Genomic DNA, 23,666 nt, shown 5'->3' on the forward strand with positions numbered 1-23,666 from the left:
GGACCTAGGCGTTGACCGGCTCGGGTTCCGGGTCGTTCTCCGCCGTCGGTGCCGGGTCGCCCGGCCTGCGGCTGCGGGCCTCCAGCCAGAGGGAGAGGGCGAGCAGGAGCACGCCGAGGGTCAGGAAGCCCCAGGGGAGGTACGAGGTGAGCAGGAGGACCAGGACGCGCTGGGACTTGACCAGGTCGACGGTGTCCTGGATGTAGTCCTCGCGCATCTTCACGTGCCCGGCGAAGACCGTGACCTTGTCGCGGCCGCCGAGGAGGGTGCCGCCGCGCAGCTCGTTGTTCTGGATCTCCTCGCCGTAGACGGGCGCCCCGGTGGTCGGATCGACCCAGAACTTACGGACGGTGGTGTACCAGCGGGTGGTGCCGGTCTTGGCGAGGGATTCCGGGGTGATGCCCTTGACGGGCATCGTCTTGGGGAAGGGGACCTTGGTCCAGGGGATGGTCTGCTCGAAGTAGTAGACCTTCACGCCCCGGAAGTTCTGGGTGCCCTTGTAGTGGATGGGGCGGGTGATGCGGGCCTGCGCGTCGAAGTACTCGTAGTCCCGCTTCTCGGTCAGGAAGGGCCACTTGAACTCGATGCCCTGGCGCTTGACCGGGTCGCCGTCGACGGCCTCGCCCGTGGCGTGCACCGGCTCCTGGCTGTGCGCGTCGAAGATGTAGCGCTCGGGGATCTTGGAGACCATCTTGCCCTTGTCGTCCTGGACGTACGACAGGGCGTCCCAGACCACGACGTCGCGGTCCGCGCTCTTCTCGATCTTCTCGGAGGCCTCCACGTTGCCCTTGAGGGTCTGCACGATGGTGACCTTGTCGATCTTCTTGGCCTTCATGGAGCCGTAGTCGATGAGGGTCGGGTCGTCCGCCTCGAGGACCGCTTCCTGGTATTGGCTCGGCGGGATCTTCGCGAGCCGGGGGAAGGCGTACCAGCGCATGAGCGGGGACATGGCCGTGAAGAACACGGCGAAGGCGAGCAGTACGAGGCTGGCCTTGCGGCGCATCGCGCGACCCTCCCTACGTCTGTGGGTGCTTGGGCGTCTGTGGGTGCCTGGGTGTCTACGGGTGCTCGGGGACCGTGGTGAGGAGCGGCTCGGGCGACGTCTCGCCCGGTGGGGCGCCGATCGCCGTGATCGTGAGGACCAGGGCGAAGGCGACGGCGAGGCCGGTGGCGGCGGCGATGAGGGCACGCATGCGGGGCCTCCCGATTCGGCGTACGGCCGGAACTGATAGGTCGTCAGGCCGGGCACCGTAGCAACGGAAGGGCGAGATGAGAACACGTTGCACAAACACGGACCGCCCCTCCGCCGTGGGTGGCGGAGGGGCGGTCACGAGGAGCGGTGCGGCGGCCGGGCGGCCGCCCGGATCAGGCGCTCGGCGAAGCGCTCGCGGACGCACTCGGGGAGGCGCTCGAAGAGGCCGAGGGCGAAGGCGTCGCGTCGGGCTCCGGCGCGGTCACCTTCAGCTCCACGGTCACCGTGCCCCCGCCGACCGTGACGACGCGCAGGAGGTACGTGCCCGCCGCGTCGTCCGCGTACATCTTCGGGAGCTTCAGCACGCCGTTCGCGCCGGTCTTGAGGCCCTTGAGGGTACGGACCGGCTTGCCGTCCGCGCCCTTGAAGTAGGGGCCCTTGTCGTTGGCGGTCGCGTCCGTCGCCGACTTGATCATCGTGGCGGTGGCCGCGACACCGGCGGCGGCCCTGCCCCGGTAGGTCGCCTTGACCTCGACCTGGTCGGCGAACTCCTTGCCCGGCTCGCACACCAGCGCCTTGTCGCCGGTCCTTGCGAGTGCGTCGGCCTGGCGGGCGGTGACCTCCGCGGTGAAGTCGGCGCCGGGCAGCGTGCGGCCCACGACCGTGGCCCGCACGGTGAACCCGCCCGTCTTCTCGCCCGCTTCGAGCACCGGCGCGGTGACCTTGCCGTTGGCACCCGTGTGGAGCGTGGCGCTCTTGAAGCCGCCGTCGAAACGGGCGTCCGTGTCACCGACGATCGTGAACTTCACCTGGGCCTTGGCCACCGCGGCACCCGACGTGGACTCCGCGCGCACCGTGGCGCGCCCGGCGAAGGCCTCGCCCGCCGTCGCCGTGAGCTTGCCGGTCCCGGCCTTCTCCAGGCGCGCGACACGGTCGGCGGGCGACGGGGTCGGGTCGGGGGTGTGGGAACCGCCGCCGTTCGGCGGCTTGGATCCGGTGCCGCCGCCGTTGCCGGGCGTCGAGGAGCCGGGGTTCTTGGGCTTCTCGTACGTGGGGGGCTTCGGCGAGAACGAGCCGGGCGACGTCGGGCTCGGGCTGACGGACGGGTAGCGGGTGTCGCTGCGGTCGTCCGGCAGGACGCCCTTGCCGTCGGGGATCTCGTGGGTGCCCTTGCGGTAGTACTCCAGCCACGACAGGACCGTGTTCAGGTACTCCGTCGAGCGGTTGTAGCTCAGGATCGCCTTGTGCAGGTCGGCCTCGACGGACAGGTCCCGGTCGTTGGCGCACAGGTAACGGCCCGCGGCGAGCGCCGCGTCGTAGATGTTGTTCGGGTCCTTCTGGCCGTCGTTGTTGCCGTCCTGACCCCAGGTGGCCCAGGTCGACGGGATGAACTGCATGGGGCCGACCGCGCGGTCGTGCGTCGAGTCGCCGTCGTACGCGCCCTTGTCGGTGTCCGTGATCTTCGCGAAGCCGTCGCCGTTCAGGACGGGGCCCAGGATCGGCTTGAGCGTCGTGCCGTTCGCATCGACGCGGCCGCCGCGGGCCTGGCCCGACTCGACCTTGCCGATGGCCGCGAGCAACTGCCAGGGCAGGTTGCAGCCGGGCTTGTCGGTGCTGAGCGCGGACTCGGCCTTCTTGTACGCGTCCAGGACGGTGGCCGGCAGGCCCGCCTCGGCTTCCTTGTCGCCGCCGTTCGGCGGGGCGCCGGTCGGCGGGACGGGGCTCTGCAGGGGCGGCAGGTCGGTGAAGTACGGGGAGTCACCGGTCGCGGAGTCGCCCGGTGGCGGTGTCGTGTCCGACGCACCCGCCGCGGTTTCGTCGCGCGGGAGCGTCGCCCCCGGAGCCTGCGACGCGGCCAGCGCGGCCACCGCCGCCGCGGCCACCGCGGCCGTCACCGTTCCTCTGCGCAGCCGCCTGCCGAATACCGGCGCCATGCCGAGCCACCCCTCCCCTTGACGACTGTTGCGCGTCGCCCCCACCCCCGTGCACGCTCATTCTCCACGTACACGCTCGTCTTCGTACTCACGTACTCCCAGTGGGTCGACCCAGGCGACACTACGACAACTTCCCGCGCCCAGACACCCGTTCGCGCCCGTTATTTACCGGTTGGCCAACTCACCGCGACAAGGCTGTTACGGAGCGGTCTCCCGGCCCGTCACGGAGCGAACCCCTCCCCCGCCGCGGTGTCTTCCCAGCCCCCGTCGTCCCCGCCCTCCCTCGGCGCCTCCGACTGCCCCAGAACCGTCCCCTCCGCCGGCGCCGAGCCGTCCGGGACCTCACTGATCTCGCTCTCCGGGGTGAGGCCCTGACCGACGGCCCTGCCCTTGTTCAGGCCGCGGTGCACGGCCTGCGCGATGCGCTCGACGGTCCGCACGCCGTACGCCATCGACGGGTTGCCGTGCGTCAGGACGACGATGCGGTACGTGCGGCCGTCGCCGGTGAACGCGCCGACGCTGTGCACGCGCCAGCCGAGCGTCGCCCTCGGCAGCCAGCCGTTCTTCAGGTGCGCCCGCACCCCGCGCGGCATCCCCGCGGGCACGCCCCACCGCTGGTCGCGCCGCACCTCGGCCATCTGCCGCAGCCCGTACTCCCGCGAGCTCGGCCGCAGCACGTCACGCGCCCCGGTGAGCACGCCGAGCAGCCTCAGCTGATCGGCGGCCGTGGTCCGTGTCAGGCCCCAACGCCCGTACGGACCGAGGCTGGTGGCGGTCGTCCCGACCCGGCGCAGGAAACGCGCGAGATACGGGTGACCGAGGTCGCTCCACAGCCGCCCGGCCGCGCCGTTGTCCGACGCGGTGATCATGGGCCGGATCCGCCGGCGCTCCCACGCGGTGAGGCCGCGGCCCCACTCCTGCGCGCGGCGCAGCGCGGCCTCCATCATCAGGACCTTGACGACGCTGGCCGCGTCGTAGCGCCGCTGGCTCGCCAGCTGGCACACGAGTCCGGTCCGGGTGTCGTGCACGGCCACGGACACGCTCCCGGTCCGTGACGACAGAGCCGCCCGGATGTCCTTGGACATCCGGGCGGCAAGACCACGATCACGACCGGCCGTACAGAGGGCAGCGCCCTGCCGCTGCCCGGCGTCGGCGGCGGTGGCCGATATGGGGGCCAACAGGGCGGTGGTGAGCGCCGCGGCAACGGCCGCACGGCACTTTCGCAGGTGAGGGGCCATACCTGCATCCTGTCCCCGCCACGGGAAGGGGGGCGCGGTGCCGGGGGCCACGCGAGTGAGACCCACGGCTCGCTGCGCGGGGCGGATCGCTGCGCGGGGCTTGGACGGATCCTCGCTGCGCGGGGCGGAACGCTGCGCGGGGCTTGGACGGATCCTCACCGCGCGGGGCGGAACGCTGCGCGGGGCCTGGACGGATCCTCACTGCGCGGGGCGGAACGCTGCGCGGGGCTTGGGCCGATCCTCACCGCGCGGGGCGCAACGCTGCGCGGGGCCTGGACGGATCCTCACTGCGCGGGGCGGATCGCTGCGCGGGGCTTGGACGGATCCTCGCTGCGCGGGGCGCAACGCTGCGCGGGGCCTGGACAGATCCTCACTGCGAGGGGGAAGGCGGAGCGCTGCGCGAAGCCAGGGCCGATCCTCGCTGCAAGGCGGAGGGCGCAACGCTGCGCGAGGCCGGGGGCCTTTCGCCGGCGTGGGCCTGGGCAGGAACTCGCTGCGCGGGGCTTGAGGCGGTGTCCGCCGGGCGAGGGCTGATGTGGAGTGGAGCGTCTGCCGCTGCGCGGAGCGGGACGATGACGCGGGCTTGGGCCTGTATCCGGTGCACAGGGCCCTGGCCGGGTGTTCTCCTGCGCGGGGCGTGCGACGGGGTGTCGGGTGGGTCGGCACCGCCGGAGTCGTCGTGGGGGGTCGTGGTGGGGGTCGAGCGTCGTCGCGGCGGAACTCAGCGCCCCACCGTGGCGCGGAGCCCTGCCGTTGCCGCGACGCCGGGCCGGGCCCCAAAGGGGCGCGGGGAACTGCGCGCCCAGCCATGACGCACCCGCAGCGGACACACCACGCTCCCCGGCACCCCCGGAAACCACCCCCTGCCGGAGCAGCCGGGTGCCGGACCCGGCACCACCGTCACCCCGCCCCCGCCCCCACCGGTCGGGCAGGGCGGGCAGGTCGGGCAGGGCGGGCAGGGCGAGCCGAGCAAAACCGCCCCACCCCACCCGTCCCCGCCCGGGCAGGGCAGCACGGTCCCCCCGCCCGGGAGGGCTAGTGCGCTGCGGATTCCCAGTCCCGCCCCACACCCACCGACACATCCAACGGCGCCCGCAGCGTCACCGCGCCCGCCATTTCCTTGCGGACCAGTTCCTCGACCTTCTCGCGCTCGCCCGGAGCGATCTCCAGGACGATTTCGTCGTGGACCTGGAGCAGCATCCGGGAGTCGAGCTTCGCCGCGGTGAGCGCGCCGTGCACGTTCAGCATGGCGATCTTGACGATGTCCGCCGCGGTGCCCTGGATCGGGGCGTTGAGCGCCATCCGCTCGGCCATCTCGCGGCGCTGTCGGTTGTCGCTGTTGAGGTCGGGGAGGTAGCGGCGACGGCCGAGCATCGTCTCCGTGTACCCCGTGGCGCGGGCCTCGTCGACGGCGCGGCGCAGGTAGTCCCGTACACCGCCGAAGCGCTCGAAGTACGTGTCCATCAGCGCGCGGGCCTCGCCCGCGTCGATGTTCAGCTGCTGGGAGAGGCCGAACGCGGACAGGCCGTACGCCAGGCCGTACGACATCGCCTTGATCTTGCGGCGCATCTCCGCGTCGACGGCGGAACCCTCGACGTTGAACACCTGAGAGGCGACCGTCGTGTGCAGGTCCTCGCCGGACATGAACGCCTCGAGGAGGCCCTCGTCCTCGGAGAGGTGCGCCATGACGCGCAGTTCGATCTGGCTGTAGTCCGCGGTCATCAGGGACTCGAAGCCCTCGCCGACCACGAAGCCGCGCCGGATCGCCCTGCCCTCGTCCGTGCGGACCGGGATGTTCTGGAGGTTGGGGTCCGTGGAGGAGAGCCGGCCCGTCGCCGCCACCGTCTGGTTGAAGGTGGTGTGGATGCGGCCGTCGGCGGCGACCGTCTTGATGAGACCCTCGACGGTGACGCGGAGCTTCGCCTGCTCGCGGTGGCGGAGCATGATGACCGGCAGCTCGTTCTCGGTCTGGGCGGCGAGCCAGGCCAACGCGTCCGCGTCCGTCGTGTAGCCGGTCTTCGTCTTCTTCGTCTTGGGGAGGTTCAGCTCGCCGAAGAGGACTTCCTGGAGCTGCTTGGGCGAGCCCAGGTTGAACTCGTGCCCCGCCGCCGCGTGCGCCTCCTTCACGGCCTGCTGCACCGCGCCGGCGAACTGCTGCTCCATCGACTCCAGATGGGAGCGGTCCGCGGCGATGCCGTGCCGCTCCAGGCGGGCCAGGAGCGCGGAGGTCGGCAGCTCGATGTCGGCGAGCAGGTCACCCGCGCCGACCTCCGTCAGCCGCTCACCGAAGGCCGTGCCCAGGTCGAGGATGGTGCGCGCCTGCGACATGAGGGAGTCGGCCTCGGCCCGGTCGTCCTCCTCCGTGCCGAAGGCGAGCTGCCCCTCGGCGGCGGAGGCGGGCGCCAGCTCACGGCCCAGGTACTCCAGGGAGAGCGCGTCCAGCGCGAAGGAGCGGCGGCCTGGCTTGACCAGGTACGCGGCGAGGGCCGTGTCCATGGTGACGCCGTCCACGGTCCAGCCGTGCTCGGGGAAGACCCGCATCGCGCCCTTGGCATTGTGCAGGACCTTGGGCTTGTCGGGGTCGGAGATCCAGGCCGCGAACGCGTTCTCGTCGGCCTCGTCCAGGGTGGCCGGGTCGAACCAGGCGGCCGCCCCGCCGGCCGCGGCGAGCGCGACCTCGGTGACCGTGCCCGCGCCCAGCTGCCAGGTGTCGACCGTGGCCAGGCCGAGGGCGGCCTCGCCGTGCTCCGCGAGCCAGGGGGCCAGCTCGCCCGCGCCGAGCACCGTCCCGTCCAGCTCGACGCCCGGCTCGGCCGGGGTCTGCTCGGCCTCCTCGGCGCCCGGGTCGACGGCCAGGAGGCGCTCGCGCAGCGAGGGGTTGCGGATCTCCAGGGTGTCCAGGACCATCGCGAGCGCCGAGCGGTCGTACGCCGCGCGCTCCAAGTCGGTGACCGCCTTGGGCAGTTCGACGTCGCGCACCATCTCGGTCAGGCGACGGTTGAGCTTGACGGAGTCCAGGTGGTCCCGGAAGTTCTGCCCGGCCTTGCCCTTGACCTCATCGGCGCGCTCGACGAGGTCGGCGAACGAACCGAACTGGTTGATCCACTTGGCGGCGGTCTTCTCGCCGACGCCGGGGATGCCGGGGAGGTTGTCCGACGGGTCGCCGCGCAGCGCCGCGAAGTCCGGGTACTGGCTGGGCGTGAGGCCGTACTTCTCCTCGACCTTCGCCGGGGTGAAGCGCGTCAGCTCCGAGACGCCCTTGGTCGGGTACAGCACCGTCACGTGGTCGGTGATCAGCTGGAAGGAGTCGCGGTCGCCCGTGACGATCAGGACCTCGAAGCCCGCCGCCTCCGCCTGCGTGGCCAGGGTGGCGATGACGTCGTCCGCCTCGAAGCCGTCGACCGCGAAACGCACCGCGTGCATCGCGTCGAGCATCTCGCCGATCAGCTCTACCTGCCCCTTGAACTCGTCCGGGGTCTTGGAGCGGTTCGCCTTGTACTCGGGGAACTCCTCGGAGCGCCACGTCTTGCGCGAGACGTCGAACGCCACCGCGAAGTGTGTGGGCGCCTCGTCGCGCAGCGTGTTCGCCAGCATCGACGCGAAGCCGTAGATCGCGTTCGTCGGCTGGCCCGTCGCGGTCGTGAAATTCTCCGCGGGCAGCGCGAAGAACGCCCGGTAGGCCAGGGAGTGCCCGTCCATGAGGAGCAGACGCGGGCGCTGCTCACCGCCCGCCTCGGGGGCCTTCGTCGCCGCGGTCTCGGACTTCTTCTTCGATGCTGTTTCTGCCACGTCCCCGATCCTGCCACGCCCCACTGACAGTCCGGTCCCGCCCGACCCCTGAGCCGGGCATTGTCACCGGTGCGTGGGAGGATCGAAGGCGTACCCCACGCAGGTGACCGCATATCCCACGCAGGTGACCGCGCAGCTCGCGCAGGTGCTCGAAGAGGAGTCGACCATGGCAAGCAAGTCACCCAAGGGCGATCCGGTCCAGGACGCGCCGCAGGTCGCCGACGTCAAGCACGCGGCCGCGGGCCTGCCCGCCATCGGTCACACCCTGCGGATGGCGCAGCAGCAGATGGGTGTGCGCCGCACGGCGCTGACCCTGCTGCGCGTCAATCAGAAGGACGGCTTCGACTGCCCCGGCTGCGCCTGGCCCGAGGGCGAGAAGCGGCACACGGCGGAGTTCTGCGAGAACGGCGCGAAGGCGGTCGCCGAGGAAGCCACGCTGCGCCGCGTCACGCCGGACTTCTTCGCCGAGCACCCCGTCGCGGACCTCGCCACCCGCAGTGGGTACTGGCTGGGTCAGCAGGGCCGCCTCACCCACCCCATGTACCTGCCCGAGGGCGCCGAGCGCTACGAGCCCGTCTCCTGGGAGCGGGCCTTCGACATCGTCGCCGAGGAGATCGGCGCGCTGGACTCCCCCGACGAGTCCGTCTTCTACACCTCGGGCCGCACCAGCAACGAAGCGGCGTTCCTGTACCAGCTGTTCGCCCGCGAGCTGGGCACGAACAACCTCCCCGACTGCTCGAACATGTGCCACGAGTCGTCCGGCTCCGCGCTGACCGAGACGATCGGCGTCGGCAAGGGCAGCGTCCTCCTGGAGGACCTCTACAAGTCGGACCTGATCATCGTCGCCGGGCAGAACCCGGGCACGAACCACCCGCGCATGCTCTCCGCCCTGGAGAAGGCCAAGAACAACGGCGCGCGGATCATCACGGTCAATCCGCTGCCCGAAGCGGGCATGGAGCGCTTCAAGAACCCGCAGACCCCGCAGGGCATGCTCAAGGGCACCGCCCTCACCGATCTCTTCCTGCAGATCCGGCTCGGCGGCGACCAGGCCCTCTTCCGCCTCCTCAACAAACTGATCCTGGAGACGGCAGGGGCGGTGGACGAGGAGTTCGTCCGCGAGCACACCCACGGGTACGAGGAGTTCGTCGAGGCCGCGCGGGCCGCCGACTGGGACGAGACCCTGGCGGCCACGGGCCTGGAGCGCGAGCGCATCGAGGAGGCGCTGCGCCTGGTCCTCGCCTCGCGGCGCACCGTCGTGTGCTGGGCGATGGGCCTGACCCAGCACAAGCACGCCGTGCCGACCATCCGCGAGGTCGTCAACTTCCTCCTGCTGCGCGGCAACATCGGCCGTCCCGGCGCGGGCGTCTGCCCGGTGCGCGGCCACTCGAACGTGCAGGGCGACCGCACGATGGGCATCTTCGAGCGCCCGGCGCCCGCCTTCCTGGACGCCCTGGAGAAGGAGTTCGGCTTCGCGCCGCCCCGCCACCACGGCCTGGACGTCGTCCGCGCCATCAAGGCCCTGCGCGACGGCGAGGCGAAGGTCTTCTTCGCGATGGGCGGCAACTTCGTCTCGGCCTCCCCCGACACCGACGTCACCGAGGCGGCGATGCGCCGGGCCCGGCTGACCGTGCACGTCTCCACCAAGCTGAACCGCTCGCACGTCGTCACGGGCGCGCGCGCCCTGATCCTGCCGACGCTGGGCCGCACCGAGCGCGACCTCCAGACGGGACCGGACGGGAGGAGCACCGCCCAGTTCGTGACCGTCGAGGACTCGATGGGCATGGTGCACGCCTCGCGCGGGCGCCTGGAGCCGGCGGGCGGGCAGCTGCTGTCCGAGCCCGCCATCGTGTGCCGGCTCGCCCGTCGCGTCCTGGGCAGCGCGTCCCGCACGCCGTGGGAGGAGTTCGAGAGGGACTACGCCGCCGTGCGCGACCGCATCGCGCGCGTGATCCCCGGCTTCGAGGACTTCAACGCGAAGGTGGCGCACCCGGGCGGCTTCGCCCTGCCGCACGCTCCGCGCGACGAGCGCCGCTTCCCCACGGCCACCGGCAAGGCCAACTTCACGGCGGCCCCCGTCGAGTACCCGGCCCTGCCGAAGGGACGGCTGCTGCTGCAGACCCTGCGCTCCCACGACCAGTACAACACCACGATCTACGGCCTGGACGACCGCTACCGCGGCATCAAGAACGGCCGCCGCGTGGTCTTGGTCAACCCCCGGGACGCGGCGGACCTCGGACTCGCCGAGGGGACGTACGCCGACCTCGTCAGCGAGTGGCAGGACGGCGTGGAGCGGCGCGCGCCCGGCTTCCGGATCGTGCACTACCCGACGGCCCGCGGCTGCGCCGCCGCGTACTACCCCGAGACCAATGTGCTGGTGCCGCTGGACGCCACCGCGGACACCAGCAACACCCCTGCCAGCAAGTCCGTCGTCGTACGCCTGGAACAATCGGCGATCGACTGAGCGTTCGCTCAGCGACAGGTGACGACGTCGAACGAACGGAGCCGGGCCCATGGGTGAGCAGCGCAGCGTGAAGTTCCCGCAGGAGGTCATCGACGAGTACGCCTCGCTCGGCGTCGATCTGCCCTCCTTGTTCTCGGCGGGGCACCTCGGCACCCGCATGGGCGTGCAGATCCTGGAGGCCTCGGCGGAGCGCGTCGTCGGCACGATGCCCGTCGAGGGCAACACCCAGCCGTACGGCCTGCTGCACGGCGGCGCCTCCGCGGTGCTCGCCGAGACCCTCGGCTCGGTCGGCGCGATGCTGCACGGCGGCGTCGACAAGCTGGCGGTCGGCGTCGACCTGAACTGCACGCACCACCGCGGCGCCCGCTCCGGCCTGGTCACCGGTGTGGCGACGCCCGTGCACCGGGGCCGCTCGACGGCGACGTACGAGATCGTGATCAGCGACGAGCAGGGCAAGCGGGTGTGCAGCGCGCGCCTGACGTGCCTGCTGCGGGACGCCACGGCCGAGACGGGCTCGGCCGGCGCCGCGGGCGCCGCGGGCTGACCCCGCGGAGATCACCGCGGAGATCGCCGGGAGGGGCGGGCGCCCGCGCATTGTCGGAGCGTGCGGCTCCGGTCTAGCGTCTGCGCATGAGGCACCGGATATCGCTCTGTGCGCTCGCCCTCGCCGCCACCCTCGCCGCCGGATGCGGAAGTTCCGGCTCCGACGACTCCGGCACGGCCCCCCACTCCTCCCCCACCTCCCCCAGCCCTTCCCCCGGCACCACGTCCCCCGAGGACCTGTGCACCGCGGTCATCACCACGTGGGCACGGCAGCTCTACGACGCGGGCGGCACGTCGTACGGCGACTACCAGTCGATGGGCCTGTCCAACGGCCAGTACGCGATCCTGCGCGACGTGCTGGACGCCGCACGCGCCGAGCGCCGGAGCGGATCGACCGCCGCCGGACGTAAGTTGATCGACCGTCAGAGTCGTGAGCGGTGCGCGGCACGCCACCGCGACGGCGGACCGAGCGGCGGGCCGTGGACATGAACGCCATCGGCCCGGTCGAGCCCGGCGAGGACACCTACGACCCCGAGCCCACCCCCGCGCGCCCGCTCCGCCTCGACCCCCGCAGGCTCCGCCACCCCCGCACCGCGCTCGCCGCCGCCACGGCCGTGATCCTCGCCGCGGCCGGCCTCACCCTCTGGCTGACCCGTCCGGCACCGCCGCCACCGCCCCCGGTGCCGCCGGTGCCCTGGCCCGCGCAGAGCGTCTCGGTGACGTACACGGGCGGGATGTCGCATCCCCGGGCCGGCGACCGGACCTTCACCTTCACCATCGCGTTCGGCCAGGAGTCGGGGCCGCCGGTGACCGTGCGTCGGGTCGCCCAGCCGTCGGCGGCCCTTTCGGTCAGCACATCCCCTCTCACCCCTTTCGCGGTGAAATCGGGATCACCCAGGAAGTCGATCATCACGATGCACATTCGCGAATGCGGAGAAGTACCCCGGAACGCCGGACTCCCTTTCCTGGAAGTAACGCTGCGTAATACGCGCGCAATCCAGAAGCAGAGTTACATCCTGGGTCCGGAATACGCGAATGATCTTTCCGGGGCGTTGACCGCCGCATGCCCGCGAACTCCGGTGTCATGAGTCAAACAGCTTTACACTCATGCCAGTTGCCCTGGAGATTCTCAGCATGCGGATACGCCTAGATCCACCGAACAAGGCCATATTCAGCCTCAACCGCCCCCCGCGTTCCAGCCCGGAATACTCCGTGGCATAACAAGAGCGTCACAGCCTTGGTCCGACCACTCCACCAGGCACAAAGGCGCCCTTAGAGTCACGGCCAGTCACCGCGCCCACCGGATTCCTGTCAGTTCGGTTCCGCGCTCGACTCGGCATCCCAACAAGGGACAGCCGTGCCAGGGGAAAGGACTGATCGTGCGTCAACGTTCGCTCATAGCCATCACCGCTGCACTCACCGCGGGGGCTCTCACCCTCACCGCCTGTGGCTCGCGCGACGACAAGGACGACGGAGACGAGGCCGGTGGTGGTGGCACCACGGTGGTCATCGGCGTCGACGCGCCACTGACCGGCGAGCTCTCCGCGCTGGGCCTCGGCATCCGCAACTCCGTCGACCTCGCCGCCAAACAGGCCAACGCCAAGGAGTACGTCGACGGCGTCACGTTCAAGATCCAGGCCCTCGACGACCAGGGACAGCCCTCGTCCGGCCAGACCAACGCCACCAAACTCGTCGCCGACAAGGAAGTCCTCGGCGCCGTCGGCCCCCTGAACTCCTCCGTCGCCGAATCCATGCAGAAGGTCTTCGACGACGCCAAACTCGTCCAGGTCTCCCCCGCCAACACCAACCCGGCCCTCACCCAGGGCCCGGACTGGAACGGCGGCAAGAAGGCGCGCCCCTACAAGTCCTACTTCCGCACGGCCACCACCGACGCGATCCAGGGCCCCTTCGCCGCGCAGTACCTGTACAACAAGGCCAAGAAGAAGAAGGTCTTCGTCGTCGACGACAAGAAGACCTACGGCGCCGGACTCGCCGCCACCTTCAAGGACGAGTTCACCAAGCTCGGCGGCAAGGTCGTCGGCACCGAACACATCAACCCCGACACCAAGGACTTCGGCGCCGTCGCCACGAAGATCCGCAACTCCGACGCCGACCTCGTCTACTACGGCGGCGAATACCCGCAGGCCGGCCCCCTCAGCAAGCAGATGAAGCAGGCCGGGTCCAAGGCCCCCCTCGTCGGCGGCGACGGCATCTACAGCGCCGACTTCATCAAGCTCTCCGGCAAGCAGGGCGTCGGCGACTACGCCACCTCCGTCGGCCAGCCCGTCGAGGAACTGCCCTCCGCCAAGGAGTTCATCGCCAACTACAAGAAGGCCGGCTTCAAGGAGGCCTACGAGGCCTACGGCGGCTACTCCTACGACAGCGCCTGGTCGATCATCGAGGCCGTCAAGAAGGTCGTCGACGACAACGACGGCAAGCTGCCCGACGACGCCCGCGCCAAGGTCATCGAAGCCATGAAGGGCGTGTCCTTCGACGGCGTCACCGGCAAGGTCTCCTTCGACGAGTACGGCGACGCCACCAACAAGCAGCTCACGGTGTACCAGGTCAAGTCCACCGACCCCAAGAGCGGCTGGAAGCCCGTCGAGTCCGGCACCTACACCGGGTCCAACTGACACCCGACCCGCAGCCCACGACAGCCGCGCGGGGCGCCGCAGGAAAGCGCCCCGCGCGGCGTCGCATCCGTCGCCATTCGTCACCAGGAGCGTGCGGCCGCCGCGCAGGCCGATGAGCCGCCGCGACACGGTCGTACGACATCGAAAGACTCGGAGGACCTGCGGTGCACGAACTGCCGCAACAGCTGGTCAACGGCCTGCTACTGGGATCCATGTACGGCCTGATCGCCATCGGCTACACAATGGTCTACGGCATCGTCCAGCTCATCAACTTCGCCCACGGCGAGATCTTCATGACCGGCGGATTCGGTGCCCTCACGGTCTGGCTCTGGCTCCCCGCCGGCACCAGCATGTGGGCCGCGGTACCCCTCATGCTGATAGGCGCCATCTTCGTCTCCACCACCATCGCCGTCGGCGCCGAACGCTTCGCCTACCGGCCCCTGCGCGGAGCACCACGCCTCGCCCCGCTCATCACCGCCATCGGCCTCTCCCTCGCCCTCCAGCAAGCGGTCTGGGCCTGGTACCCCGAAGCGAAGTCCGCCCGCAGCTTCCCCGAACTGCCCGGCGGCTCCATCCACATCGGCTCCGTCACCATGCAGCCCGGCGACATCTTCCTGCTCATCGCCGCACCCCTCTGCATGGTCGCCCTCGGCTACTTCGTCATGAAGACCCGCATCGGCCGCGGCATGCAAGCCACCGCACAAGACCCCGACACCGCCAAACTCATGGGGATCAACACCGACCGCGTCATCGTCGTCGCCTTCGCCATCGGCGCCGCCTTCGCCGGCATCGCCGCCGTCGCCCGCGGACTCAAGTACGGCCAGATCGACTTCCGCATGGGATTCATCCTCGGCCTCAAAGCCTTCACCGCGGCCGTCCTCGGCGGCATCGGCAACATCTACGGCGCCATGATCGGCGGAGTCGTCCTCGGCCTCGCCGAATCCATGGCCACCGCCTACATCAACGACGTGCCCGGCATGGACAAGCTCGGCGGCCAGTCCTGGGCCGACGTCTGGGCGTTCGTACTCCTCATCGTCGTCCTCCTCGTCAGGCCCCAAGGCCTCCTTGGCGAGCGCGTCGCGGACAGGGCGTGACAACCATGACCACACACACCACAGCGGCCGACAGCCTCCACAAGGACCAGCCCACCACCGGGCTCATCCCCCTCCCCGTCGGCACCGCCCGCGCCCTCGCCACCGGCGGCGGCATCCTCACCGTCATCTCCGCCTTCCTCGCCTGGACCTGGACCTCCGCGTTCCCCGGCGACCTCACCGTCTACGGCTACCCCGGCGGCCTCCAATGGCTCGTCCTCATAGCCGGCGCCCTCACCACCCTGTACGGACTCGCCTCCTACGGAGTGAAGGGCCTGCGCGGCATCGCCCCCGCCGGAGCCGACGCCGCCCTCAAATTCGCCGCGCTCGCCGCCTTCGCCACCGCCTGGTACACCGTCTTCGCGATCAGCAAGAAACTCGGCGGACTCGCCAACCTCGAACCCGGCGGCTGGATCGCGGCCATCGCCACCCTCATCGCCCTCGTCGGCGCCCTCGCCCTGCCCTTCCACCGACCGCACACCTACCCGGTCGACGAGGAAGACAGCTCCTGGGAACAGTTCAAACACCGCGCCCGCAACGCCAACACCGTCATCAAGGGCGCCTTCGCCGCCGAAACCCCGGCCCCGCCCCGCAAACTCAACTCGTACGTCGAGATCCTCATCATCATCGCGGCACTCGCCACCGGCCTGCTCGTCTTCACCTACGGCATCGGCACCGAGTACGACGAACTCTTCATCGGGTTCCTCATCACCGTCGGCCTCGGCTTCGCCGCACTCGCCAAAGCCGGCCTCGTCGCCCAGGTCTCCACGTACACCGCACGACACCGCAACATCACCCTCATCGGCGCGTTCCTCGCCGCCGCCGCCTTCCCCTTCACCCAGAGCGACGACCAGTACGCCACCATCGGCGTCTACATCCTCATCTTCGCCACCGTCGCCCTCGGCCTGAACATCGTCGTCGGACTCGCGGGACTCCTCGACCTCGGATACGTCGCCTTCCTCGGCGTCGGCGCCTACGCCGCGTCCATGGTCTCCGGATCCCCCTCCTCCCCCTTCGACGTCCACCTGCCCTTCTGGGGAGCCATCCTCGTCGGCGCCGGCGCCTCACTCGTCTTCGGCGTCCTCATCGGCGCCCCCACCCTCCGCCTGCGCGGCGACTACCTCGCCATCGTCACCCTCGGATTCGGCGAGATCTTCCGCCTCGCCGCCAACAACTCCGACGGCTCCTCCGGACCCGACATCACCAACGGATCCAACGGCATCTCCTCGATCCCCAACCTCAAGATCTTCGGCTTCGACTTCGGCGTGGAACACAGCATCCTCGGCCAGACCATCGGCCGCTTCGCCAACTACTTCTTCCTGATGCTGCTCATCACCCTCGTCGTCGTCCTCGTCTTCCGACGCAGCGGCGACAGCCGGATCGGCCGCGCCTGGGTCGCCATCCGCGAGGACGAGACCGCGGCCCTCGCCATGGGCATCAACGGCTTCCGCGTCAAACTCATCGCCTTCGCCCTCGGCGCCTCCCTCGCCGGACTCGCCGGCACCGTCCAGGCCCACGTGACCTACACCGTCACCCCCGAGCAGTACCAGTTCGCCAACTCCGTACCGCCCAACTCCGCCTTCCTGCTCGCCGCGGTCGTCCTCGGCGGCATGGGCACCATCAGCGGACCCCTCGTCGGCGCCTCACTGCTCTACCTCATCCCCAACAAGCTCCAATTCCTCGGCGACTACCAGCTGTTCGCCTTCGGACTCGCCCTCGCGCTCCTCATGCGCTTCCGCCCCGAAGGCCTCATCCCCAACCGCCGACGCCAACTCGAATTCCACGAAGCCGAGCTCAGCCCCGGCGAGACGCCGCCCCCCGCAGCCCTCAGCAAGACAGGGGTCTGACCCATGACCACCGACATGACCAAAGAGGACGCCACCCCCGCCACCCCGGCAGGCCAGACCGTCCTCGACGCCCGCGGCGTCACCATGCGCTTCGGCGGCCTCACCGCCGTCCGCAGCGTCGACCTCACCGTCAACAGCGGCGAGATCGTCGGCCTCATCGGCCCCAACGGCGCAGGCAAGACCACCTTCTTCAACTGCCTCACCGGCCTGTACATCCCCACCGAGGGCGAAGTCCGCTACAAGGGCAAGATCCTGCCCTCCAAATCCTTCAAGGTCACCGCCGCAGGAATCGCCCGCACCTTCCAGAACATCCGCCTCTTCGCCAACATGACAGTCCTCGAGAACGTCCTCGTCGGCCGCCACACGCGAACCAAGGAAGGCCTCTGGTCGGCACTCCTGCGAGGCCCCGGATTCCACAAGGCCGAAGCCGCCTCCAAGGCCCGCGCCATGGAACTCCTCGAATTCGTCGGCCTCGCCGACAAGGCCGAACACCTCTCGCGCAACCTCCCCTACGGAGAACAGCGCAAGCTGGAGATCGCCCGCGCACTCGCCAGCGAACCCGGCCTCCTGCTCCTCGACGAACCGACCGCCGGCATGAACCCCCAGGAAACCCGCGCCACCGAAGAACTCGTCTTCGCCATCCGGGACATGGGCATCGCCATCCTCGTCATCGAGCACGACATGCGCTTCATCTTCAACCTCTGCGACCGCGTCGCCGTCCTCGTCCAGGGCGAAAAACTCGTCGAAGGCTCCAGCGAGACAGTGCAACAGGACGACCGCGTCATCGCCGCCTACCTCGGCGAGCCCTTCGAGGAGAACAACTCATGACCGCACTCCTTGAGGTCGAGGACCTCCGCGTCGCCTACGGCAAGATCGAAGCCGTCAAAGGCATCTCCTTCAAGGTCGACGCCGGCGAAGTCGTCACCCTGATCGGCACCAACGGCGCGGGCAAGACCACCACGCTCCGCACCCTCTCCGGCCTGCTCAAGCCGGTCGGCGGCACCATCAAGTTCAACGGGAAACCCCTGCGGAAATACCGCGCCGACCAGATCGTCGCCCAAGGCCTCGCCCACTCCCCCGAAGGCCGCCACATCTTTCCGCGCATGACCATCGAGAACAACCTCCGCCTCGGCGCCTACCTCCGCTCCGACAAGGCAGGCATCGAAAAGGACATCAAGCGCGTCTACGAGCTGTTCCCCATCCTCGGAGAACGCAAGAAACAGGCCGCGGGCACCCTCTCCGGCGGCGAACAGCAGATGCTCGCCATGGGCCGCGCCCTCATGTCCCAGCCCAAACTGCTGATGCTCGACGAACCCTCCATGGGCCTCTCGCCGATCATGATGCAGAAGATCATGGCGACGATCGCCGAGCTCAAGGCCAACGGCACGACGATCCTCCTCGTCGAGCAGAACGCCCAGGCCGCGCTCTCCCTCGCCGACCACGGCCACGTCATGGAGGTCGGCAAGATCGTCCTCTCCGGCACGGGCAGCGACCTGCTGCACGACGAGTCCGTCCGCAAGGCGTACCTCGGCGAGGACTGAGCACCCCGCCCCACGCGTACGAGGAGGCCCGCACCCCCGGCCGGGGGTGCGGGCCTCCTCGTACGTACGCGTCCTTCGCGGAGTCCTTCTCGGGAAATCCTTCCCGGGCCGGCCCTCAGCCCTTGGACGCCTTCTTCTCCTCGGCGTCCTCGATGACCGCCTCCGCGACCTGCTGCATCGACAGGCGGCGGTCCATCGACGTCTTCTGGATCCACCGGAACGCGGCGGGCTCCGTCAGACCGTACTCCGTCTGCAGGATCGACTTGGCCCGGTCCACCAGCTTCCGCGTCTCCAGACGCTGCGAGAGGTCGGCGACCTCCTTCTCCAGCGTCTTGAGCTCCGTGAACCGCGAGACGGCCATCTCGATCGCCGGGACGACGTCGGTCTTGCTGAACGGCTTCACGAGGTACGCCATGGCCCCGGCGTCGCGGGCGCGCTCGACGAGGTCGCGCTGCGAGAACGCGGTCAGCATGAGGACGGGCGCGATGGACTCCTCGGCGATCTTCTCCGCCGCGGAGATGCCGTCCATGACGGGCATCTTCACGTCCAGGATCACCAGGTCCGGCCGGTGCTCGCGGGCCAGCTCGACGGCCTTCTCACCATCGCCGGCCTCGCCTACGACGCTGTAGCCCTCTTCCTCGAGCATCTCTTTGAGGTCGAGCCGGATCAGGGCCTCGTCCTCGGCGATGACGACGCGGGTCGTCAGCGGAGGCACGTGCGACTTGTCGTCGTCCGACGCGTCGATGGGCTGGGGCGACTCGGGGGCGGTCACGGGGGGCTCCTCGTTACGGGCAGATGCTGCTTCCCAAGAGCCTACCTAGCTACGGTATGGTGGTGACACGGCGGGTGACCGTCGACCTTCGTTTCGATGGGGCCCCGGTAGCCCAGCGGTAGAGGCCATGGATTCAAAACCCATACAGCGTCGGTTCGAATCCGACTCGGGGCACTTTTCCTTCGTTTCCAAGGTCGCAATTAGCAAGCGGATGTTCGCGTTCTCGTGAACATCCGCTTTTTGCTGTGTGCCGCAGGTCATGGCTCCGCAGAGTGTTCGTATGTACGACGTCAGCACACGCCGACAAGCACTCGCCAAGGTGGCACAGGGCCACAGCCCGAACTCCGTCAGCTCCGGGATGGGGATGTCCCGCGCCGCGATCCACTCGTGGCGGGCGCGCCTCGAACCGCTCGCCGGAACCGTCCACTGTCCGCGCTGCCGGGAGGTACCGGGCGTCCCGGAGCAGCCGGGTGACTACTCCTACCTGCTCGGCCTCTACCTCGGCGACGGCTGCGTCAGCCTTCAGCGGCGCGGGGTGTACTCCCTGCGGATCGCCTGCGCCGACGCATGGCCCGGCCTCATCGACGCGTGCGCCGACGCCATGCGGTCCGTACGCCCGGAGAACAAGGTGTGCCGGGTCCAGAGCGTCGGCTGCCAGTACGTCACCTGTTGGAGCAAGCACTGGCCCTGCCTCTTCCCCCAGCACGGCCCCGGCAAGAAGCACGAGCGCACGATCGCCCTCGAACCCTGGCAGCAGGCGATCGTCGACGCTCACCCCTGGGACTTCGTCCGCGGGCTCATCCACTCCGACGGCTGCCGCGTCACGAACTGGACGACGCGCCTCGTCGCCGGTGAGCGCAAGCGCTACGAGTATCCGCGGTACTTCTTCACCAACAAGTCCGACGACATCAGGGAGCTGTTCACCGGCACCCTGGACAAGCTCGGCATCGCCTGGACGCACTGCACCCGCCACGGCAACCCGTACAACATCTCCGTCGCCCGCAAAGCCTCCGTGGCCCTCATGGACACCCACGTAGGGCCCAAATACTGATCCGGGCAATAGGACGTGTCACTGCCCTCCGCCGCACCCGCTGGGACCTGCCCCAATTCGCCGTCGTTTCCTTGACCGGTGCACGGGCCGCTGCGACGTTCGGCCGCATGACTCCCTTGAACCGTCGTGCCTTCGTCGCCGCGGCAGCCGGTGCCGCCGCCGCGGCCGTCGCCCTCAGCCCCGAGACCGCCTCCGCCCTCGCCACGGGTGGTGAGGGGAACGAGCGGCCCGACTTCTCTGACCGGGAGGACTTCGAGAACGCCGGCAGGGGGTTCGTCGCCGCGCTGACGCCCGGCGTCGTGACGAACGCGAAGGGGCAGGTCGTCTGGGACGCCGACGCGTACGGGTTCCTGAAGAAGGACGCCCCCGGGACCGCCGACAGGAGTCTGTGGCGGCAGTCGCAGCTCGTGTCGAAGCAGGGGCTGTACAAGGTCACCGACCGGATCTACCAGGTGCGGGGACTCGACCTCTCCAACATGACCCTGATCGAGGGCGAGAGCGGCGTCATCGTCGTCGACCCGCTGATCTCCGCCGAGACGGCCGCCGCCGCGCTGAAGCTGTATCGCGCACACCGCGGCGACAGGAAGGTCACCGGGCTCATGTACACGCACCCGCACGTCGACCACTTCGGCGGCTGCCGCGGCGTGCTCCCGGACGGCGCCGGCGAGGTGCCGATCCTCGCGCCGGACGGGTTCATGGAGCATGCCGTCTCGGAGAACGTGTACGCGGGCACGGCGATGCAGCGGCGCTCCGGGTACATGTACGGGGCGCAGTTGCCGAAGTCGGCGGCGGGTCAGATCGGTTGTGGGCTGGGGCAGACCGTGTCGCTGGGGTCGATCGGGTTGATTCCGCCGACGAAGGACGTGACGAGGACGGGTCAGGTCGAGGTCGTCGACGGTGTGCGGTTCGAGTTTCAGATGACCCCGGGGACGGAGGCGGCGGCGGAGATGAACTTCCTGCTGCCGGAGCTGCGTGCGGTGTGCATGGCGGAGAACGCGACGCACACGATGCACAACATCATCACGTTGCGTGGTGCGCAGGTGCGTGATGCCCGGCAGTGGGCGCGGTATCTGGATGAGTCCGTGGTGCTGTTCGGCGGGAGGGCGGAGGTGGCGTTCGCGTCGCATCACTGGCCGACGTGGGGTGGCGGGACCATCGTGGAGCTGTTGGAGCGGCAGCGGGATCTGTATGCGTACATGCATGATCAGACGTTGCGGATGATCAATGCGGGGATGACGGGGCGGGAGATCGCGGAGGAGATCGAGTTGCCGCCGGCGTTGTCGCAGGTGTGGGCGAACCGGGGGTATTACGGCTCGTTGAGCCACAATGTGAAGGGGATCTACCAGCGGTACATGGGCTGGTTCGACGGGAATCCCGCGCATTTGTGGGAGCATCCGCCGGTCGCCGAGGCGAAGCGGTATGTGAAGGCGTTGGGCGGTCGGGCGGCGACGGTCGCCAAGGCGCGGGGTTTTGTGCGGGCGGGGGATCTGCGGTTCGCGGTGACGTTGTTGAATCATGTCGTCTTCGCGGATCCGGGGTATCGGGCGGCCCGTTCAGAACTGGCGCGTGTCTATACGACGTTGGGGCGGGCGTCGGAGAACGCGGTGTGGCGGAATTTCTATCTCACGGGTGCGCAGGAATTGCGTGAGGGGGTGCGGGAGTCGCCGGTGTCCGTGGTGAGTGCGGACATGTTGATGGCGTTGGACGTGGACCAGTTGATCGATTCGGTGGCGATTCGTGTGGTCGGTCCGAAGGCGTGGGATCTGGAGCTGCGGATGGACTGGAGTCTGCCGTCGCTGGGCGGGCGGTTCTGGCATCTCACGTTGCGGCACGGGGTGTTGACGTATCGCAGTGACACGGAGGCCGATCCGCGGGCGGGGGTGACGTTGACGATGACGAAGCCGCAGTTGCTGGCGATGCTGGGTGGCCAGGGGCTCGGGGACATCGAGGTGGAGGGTGACGCCTCGTTGCCGGCGAAGCTGCTGGGCGTGGTGGGGAAGCCCGATCCGGACTTCCCCATCGTGACGCCGTAGTGCCGTAGTGCCGCCGTGGTGCTTGCCGGGGTGCTACTTGGGGCTGTCGTCCTCGCCGATGTGGTGGATGCGGACGAGGTTGGTGGAGCCGGGGACGCCGGGCGGGGAGCCTGCGGTGATGACGACGATGTCGCCCTTGCGGCAGCGGCCGAGCTTGAGGAGGCGTTCGTCGACCTGGTCGACCATGGCGTCGGTGGAGTCGACGTGGGGGCCGAGGAAGGTTTCGACGCCCCAGGTGAGGGTGAGCTGGGCGTGGGTGGCGGCGTCGGGGGTGAAGGCGAGGAGCGGGATGGGCGAGCGGTAGCGGGAGAGGCGGCGGACGGTGTCGCCGGACTGGGTGAAGGCGACGAGGAACTTGGCGCCGAGGAAGTCGCCCATTTCTGCGGCGGCGCGTGCGACGGCGCCGCCTTGGGTGCGGGGTTTGTTGCGTTCCGTCAGCGGGGGCAGGCCCTTGGCGAGGATGTCTTCCTCGGCGGCTTCGACGATGCGGCCCATGGTCTTGACGGTTTCGACGGGGTATTTGCCGACGCTGGTCTCGCCGGAGAGCATCACGGCGTCGGTGCCGTCGATGACGGCGTTGGCCACGTCGCTCGCCTCGGCCCTGGTGGGGCGGGAGTTGTCGATCATCGAGTCGAGCATCTGGGTGGCGACGATGACCGGTTTGGCGTTGCGCTTGGCGAGCTTGATGGCGCGCTTTTGGACGATGGGGACTTGTTCCAGGGGCATTTCGACGCCGAGGTCGCCTCGGGCGACCATGATGCCGTCGAAGGCGGCGACGATGTCTTCGATGTTGTCGACGGCCTGGGGCTTTTCGACCTTGGCGATGACGGGGAGGCGGCGGCCTTCTTCGTCCATGATGCGGTGGACGTCTTCGATGTCGCGTCCGCTGCGTACGAAGGAGAGGGCGATGACGTCGAAGCCTGAACGCAGGGCCCAGCGGAGGTCTGCTTCGTCCTTGTCGGAGAGTGCGGGGACGGAGACGGCGACGCCGGGGAGGTTGAGGCCCTTGTGGTCGGAGACCATGCCGCCTTCGATGACGGTGGTGGTGACGCGGGGGCCGTCGACTCCGGTGACTTCCAGGGTCACTTTGCCGTCGTCGACGAGGATGCGTTCGCCGGTGGTGACGTCGTCGGCGAGGCCGCTGTAGGTGGTGCCGCAGCGTTGGCGGTCGCCTTGGACGTCGGGTTCGACGGTGATGGTGAACTCGTCGCCGCGTTCGAGTAGTACGGGGCCTTCGCGGAAGCGGCCGAGGCGAATCTTCGGGCCTTGAAGGTCGGCGAGGATGCCGACGCTGCGGCCGCCTTCTTCGGAGGCCTTGCGCACGCGCTGGTAGCGCTCCTCGTGTTCGGTGTAGGTGCCGTGGCTGAGGTTGAAGCGTGCCACGTCCATTCCGGCTTCGACCAGTGCCTTGATCTGGTCGTACGAGTCGGTCGCGGGTCCCAGGGTGCAGACGATTTTTGCTCGGCGCATGTTTCGAGCCTAGGCCTTACCGGCGGGTAGAGAATTGGTCGGGGGTGACTACTCAACAACCTTTGCATGAA

Annotated in this window: 18 protein-coding genes and 1 tRNA gene; 12 read left to right on the forward strand and 7 right to left on the reverse strand. The window is 69.4% G+C overall.

The window, feature by feature from the left end:
* Nucleotides 1-4: 4 nt before the first annotated feature.
* The 5 genes from pgfA to polA all read right to left on the reverse strand — a co-directional run bounded on the left by pgfA (nucleotide 5) and on the right by polA (nucleotide 8,063).
* On the reverse strand, nucleotides 5-1,003 hold the full coding sequence (pgfA, locus tag ACZ592_RS31445; protein WP_471585063.1) for a cell envelope lipid trafficking protein PgfA: 999 nt from the start codon (nucleotides 1,001-1,003) through the stop codon (nucleotides 5-7).
* Between the two features lie 55 nt (nucleotides 1,004-1,058).
* Nucleotides 1,059-1,193 carry an SPW_0924 family protein gene (locus ACZ592_RS31450; protein ID WP_365503548.1) on the reverse strand — a complete coding sequence of 45 codons (135 nt, stop codon included), beginning with the start codon at nucleotides 1,191-1,193 and terminating at the stop codon, nucleotides 1,059-1,061.
* Between the two features lie 172 nt (nucleotides 1,194-1,365).
* Nucleotides 1,366-3,126, reverse strand: a complete 1,761-nt coding sequence (locus ACZ592_RS31455) for a lytic transglycosylase domain-containing protein (protein WP_471585064.1) — start codon at nucleotides 3,124-3,126, stop codon at nucleotides 1,366-1,368.
* Nucleotides 3,127-3,347: 221 nt separating this feature from the next.
* Nucleotides 3,348-4,364 carry a serine hydrolase gene (locus ACZ592_RS31460; RefSeq protein WP_471585065.1) on the reverse strand — a complete coding sequence of 339 codons (1,017 nt, stop codon included), beginning with the start codon at nucleotides 4,362-4,364 and terminating at the stop codon, nucleotides 3,348-3,350.
* A gap of 1,035 nt (nucleotides 4,365-5,399) precedes the next feature.
* Complete coding sequence (gene polA / locus ACZ592_RS31465) at nucleotides 5,400-8,063, reverse strand: DNA polymerase I (protein WP_471585116.1); 2,664 nt, start codon at nucleotides 8,061-8,063, stop codon at nucleotides 5,400-5,402.
* A 256-nt stretch (nucleotides 8,064-8,319) separates the two neighbouring features.
* Here polA and ACZ592_RS31470 point away from each other — a divergent pair, with 256 nt between their 5' ends.
* The 9 genes from ACZ592_RS31470 (at nucleotide 8,320) to ACZ592_RS31510 (ending at nucleotide 18,269) form a co-directional block, all read left to right on the forward strand.
* Nucleotides 8,320-10,614: an FdhF/YdeP family oxidoreductase gene (locus tag ACZ592_RS31470; RefSeq protein ID WP_471585117.1), complete on the forward strand. Its 2,295-nt coding sequence runs from the start codon at nucleotides 8,320-8,322 to the stop codon at nucleotides 10,612-10,614.
* A 49-nt stretch (nucleotides 10,615-10,663) separates the two neighbouring features.
* Nucleotides 10,664-11,158, forward strand: coding sequence for a PaaI family thioesterase (locus ACZ592_RS31475; RefSeq protein ID WP_471585066.1), 495 nt, complete (start codon nucleotides 10,664-10,666; stop codon nucleotides 11,156-11,158).
* Between the two features lie 86 nt (nucleotides 11,159-11,244).
* Nucleotides 11,245-11,646, forward strand: coding sequence for a hypothetical protein (locus ACZ592_RS31480; protein ID WP_471585067.1), 402 nt, complete (start codon nucleotides 11,245-11,247; stop codon nucleotides 11,644-11,646).
* Between the two features lie 125 nt (nucleotides 11,647-11,771).
* Nucleotides 11,772-12,245 (forward strand): Tat pathway signal sequence domain protein, encoded by a 474-nt coding sequence (locus ACZ592_RS31485; RefSeq protein ID WP_471585068.1) that lies wholly within the window; start codon nucleotides 11,772-11,774, stop codon nucleotides 12,243-12,245.
* A gap of 291 nt (nucleotides 12,246-12,536) precedes the next feature.
* Nucleotides 12,537-13,790: a branched-chain amino acid ABC transporter substrate-binding protein gene (locus ACZ592_RS31490; protein ID WP_471585069.1), complete on the forward strand. Its 1,254-nt coding sequence runs from the start codon at nucleotides 12,537-12,539 to the stop codon at nucleotides 13,788-13,790.
* Between the two features lie 164 nt (nucleotides 13,791-13,954).
* On the forward strand, nucleotides 13,955-14,884 hold the full coding sequence (locus tag ACZ592_RS31495) for a branched-chain amino acid ABC transporter permease (RefSeq protein WP_471585070.1): 930 nt from the start codon (nucleotides 13,955-13,957) through the stop codon (nucleotides 14,882-14,884).
* A gap of 5 nt (nucleotides 14,885-14,889) precedes the next feature.
* Entirely contained in the window at nucleotides 14,890-16,728 is a 1,839-nt protein-coding gene (locus ACZ592_RS31500) for a branched-chain amino acid ABC transporter permease (protein ID WP_471585071.1), read from the forward strand.
* Between the two features lie 3 nt (nucleotides 16,729-16,731).
* Nucleotides 16,732-17,556 (forward strand): ABC transporter ATP-binding protein, encoded by an 825-nt coding sequence (locus tag ACZ592_RS31505; protein ID WP_471585072.1) that lies wholly within the window; start codon nucleotides 16,732-16,734, stop codon nucleotides 17,554-17,556.
* A complete protein-coding gene (locus tag ACZ592_RS31510; protein ID WP_471585073.1) occupies nucleotides 17,553-18,269 on the forward strand; it encodes an ABC transporter ATP-binding protein in 717 nt (238 codons plus the stop codon). Before ACZ592_RS31505 ends, ACZ592_RS31510 begins: the two co-directional genes overlap by 4 nt.
* A gap of 115 nt (nucleotides 18,270-18,384) precedes the next feature.
* Here ACZ592_RS31510 and ACZ592_RS31515 read toward each other — a convergent pair whose 3' ends face one another.
* A complete protein-coding gene (locus ACZ592_RS31515) occupies nucleotides 18,385-19,041 on the reverse strand; it encodes an ANTAR domain-containing response regulator (RefSeq protein WP_471585074.1) in 657 nt (218 codons plus the stop codon).
* A 101-nt stretch (nucleotides 19,042-19,142) separates the two neighbouring features.
* Between ACZ592_RS31515 and ACZ592_RS31520 the strand changes: the two genes are divergently transcribed.
* The 3 genes from ACZ592_RS31520 (at nucleotide 19,143) to ACZ592_RS31530 (ending at nucleotide 22,125) form a co-directional block, all read left to right on the forward strand.
* A tRNA-Leu gene (locus ACZ592_RS31520) sits at nucleotides 19,143-19,215 on the forward strand.
* Nucleotides 19,216-19,321: 106 nt separating this feature from the next.
* Entirely contained in the window at nucleotides 19,322-20,092 is a 771-nt protein-coding gene (locus tag ACZ592_RS31525; RefSeq protein ID WP_471585075.1) for a transcriptional regulator, read from the forward strand.
* A 107-nt stretch (nucleotides 20,093-20,199) separates the two neighbouring features.
* A complete protein-coding gene (locus tag ACZ592_RS31530; protein ID WP_471585076.1) occupies nucleotides 20,200-22,125 on the forward strand; it encodes an alkyl/aryl-sulfatase in 1,926 nt (641 codons plus the stop codon).
* Nucleotides 22,126-22,158: 33 nt separating this feature from the next.
* Here ACZ592_RS31530 and pyk read toward each other — a convergent pair whose 3' ends face one another.
* Nucleotides 22,159-23,595, reverse strand: coding sequence for a pyruvate kinase (gene pyk, locus ACZ592_RS31535; protein ID WP_471585077.1), 1,437 nt, complete (start codon nucleotides 23,593-23,595; stop codon nucleotides 22,159-22,161).
* Nucleotides 23,596-23,666 lie beyond the last annotated feature (71 nt).

The organism is Streptomyces sp. NPDC040622, assembly GCF_055593965.1.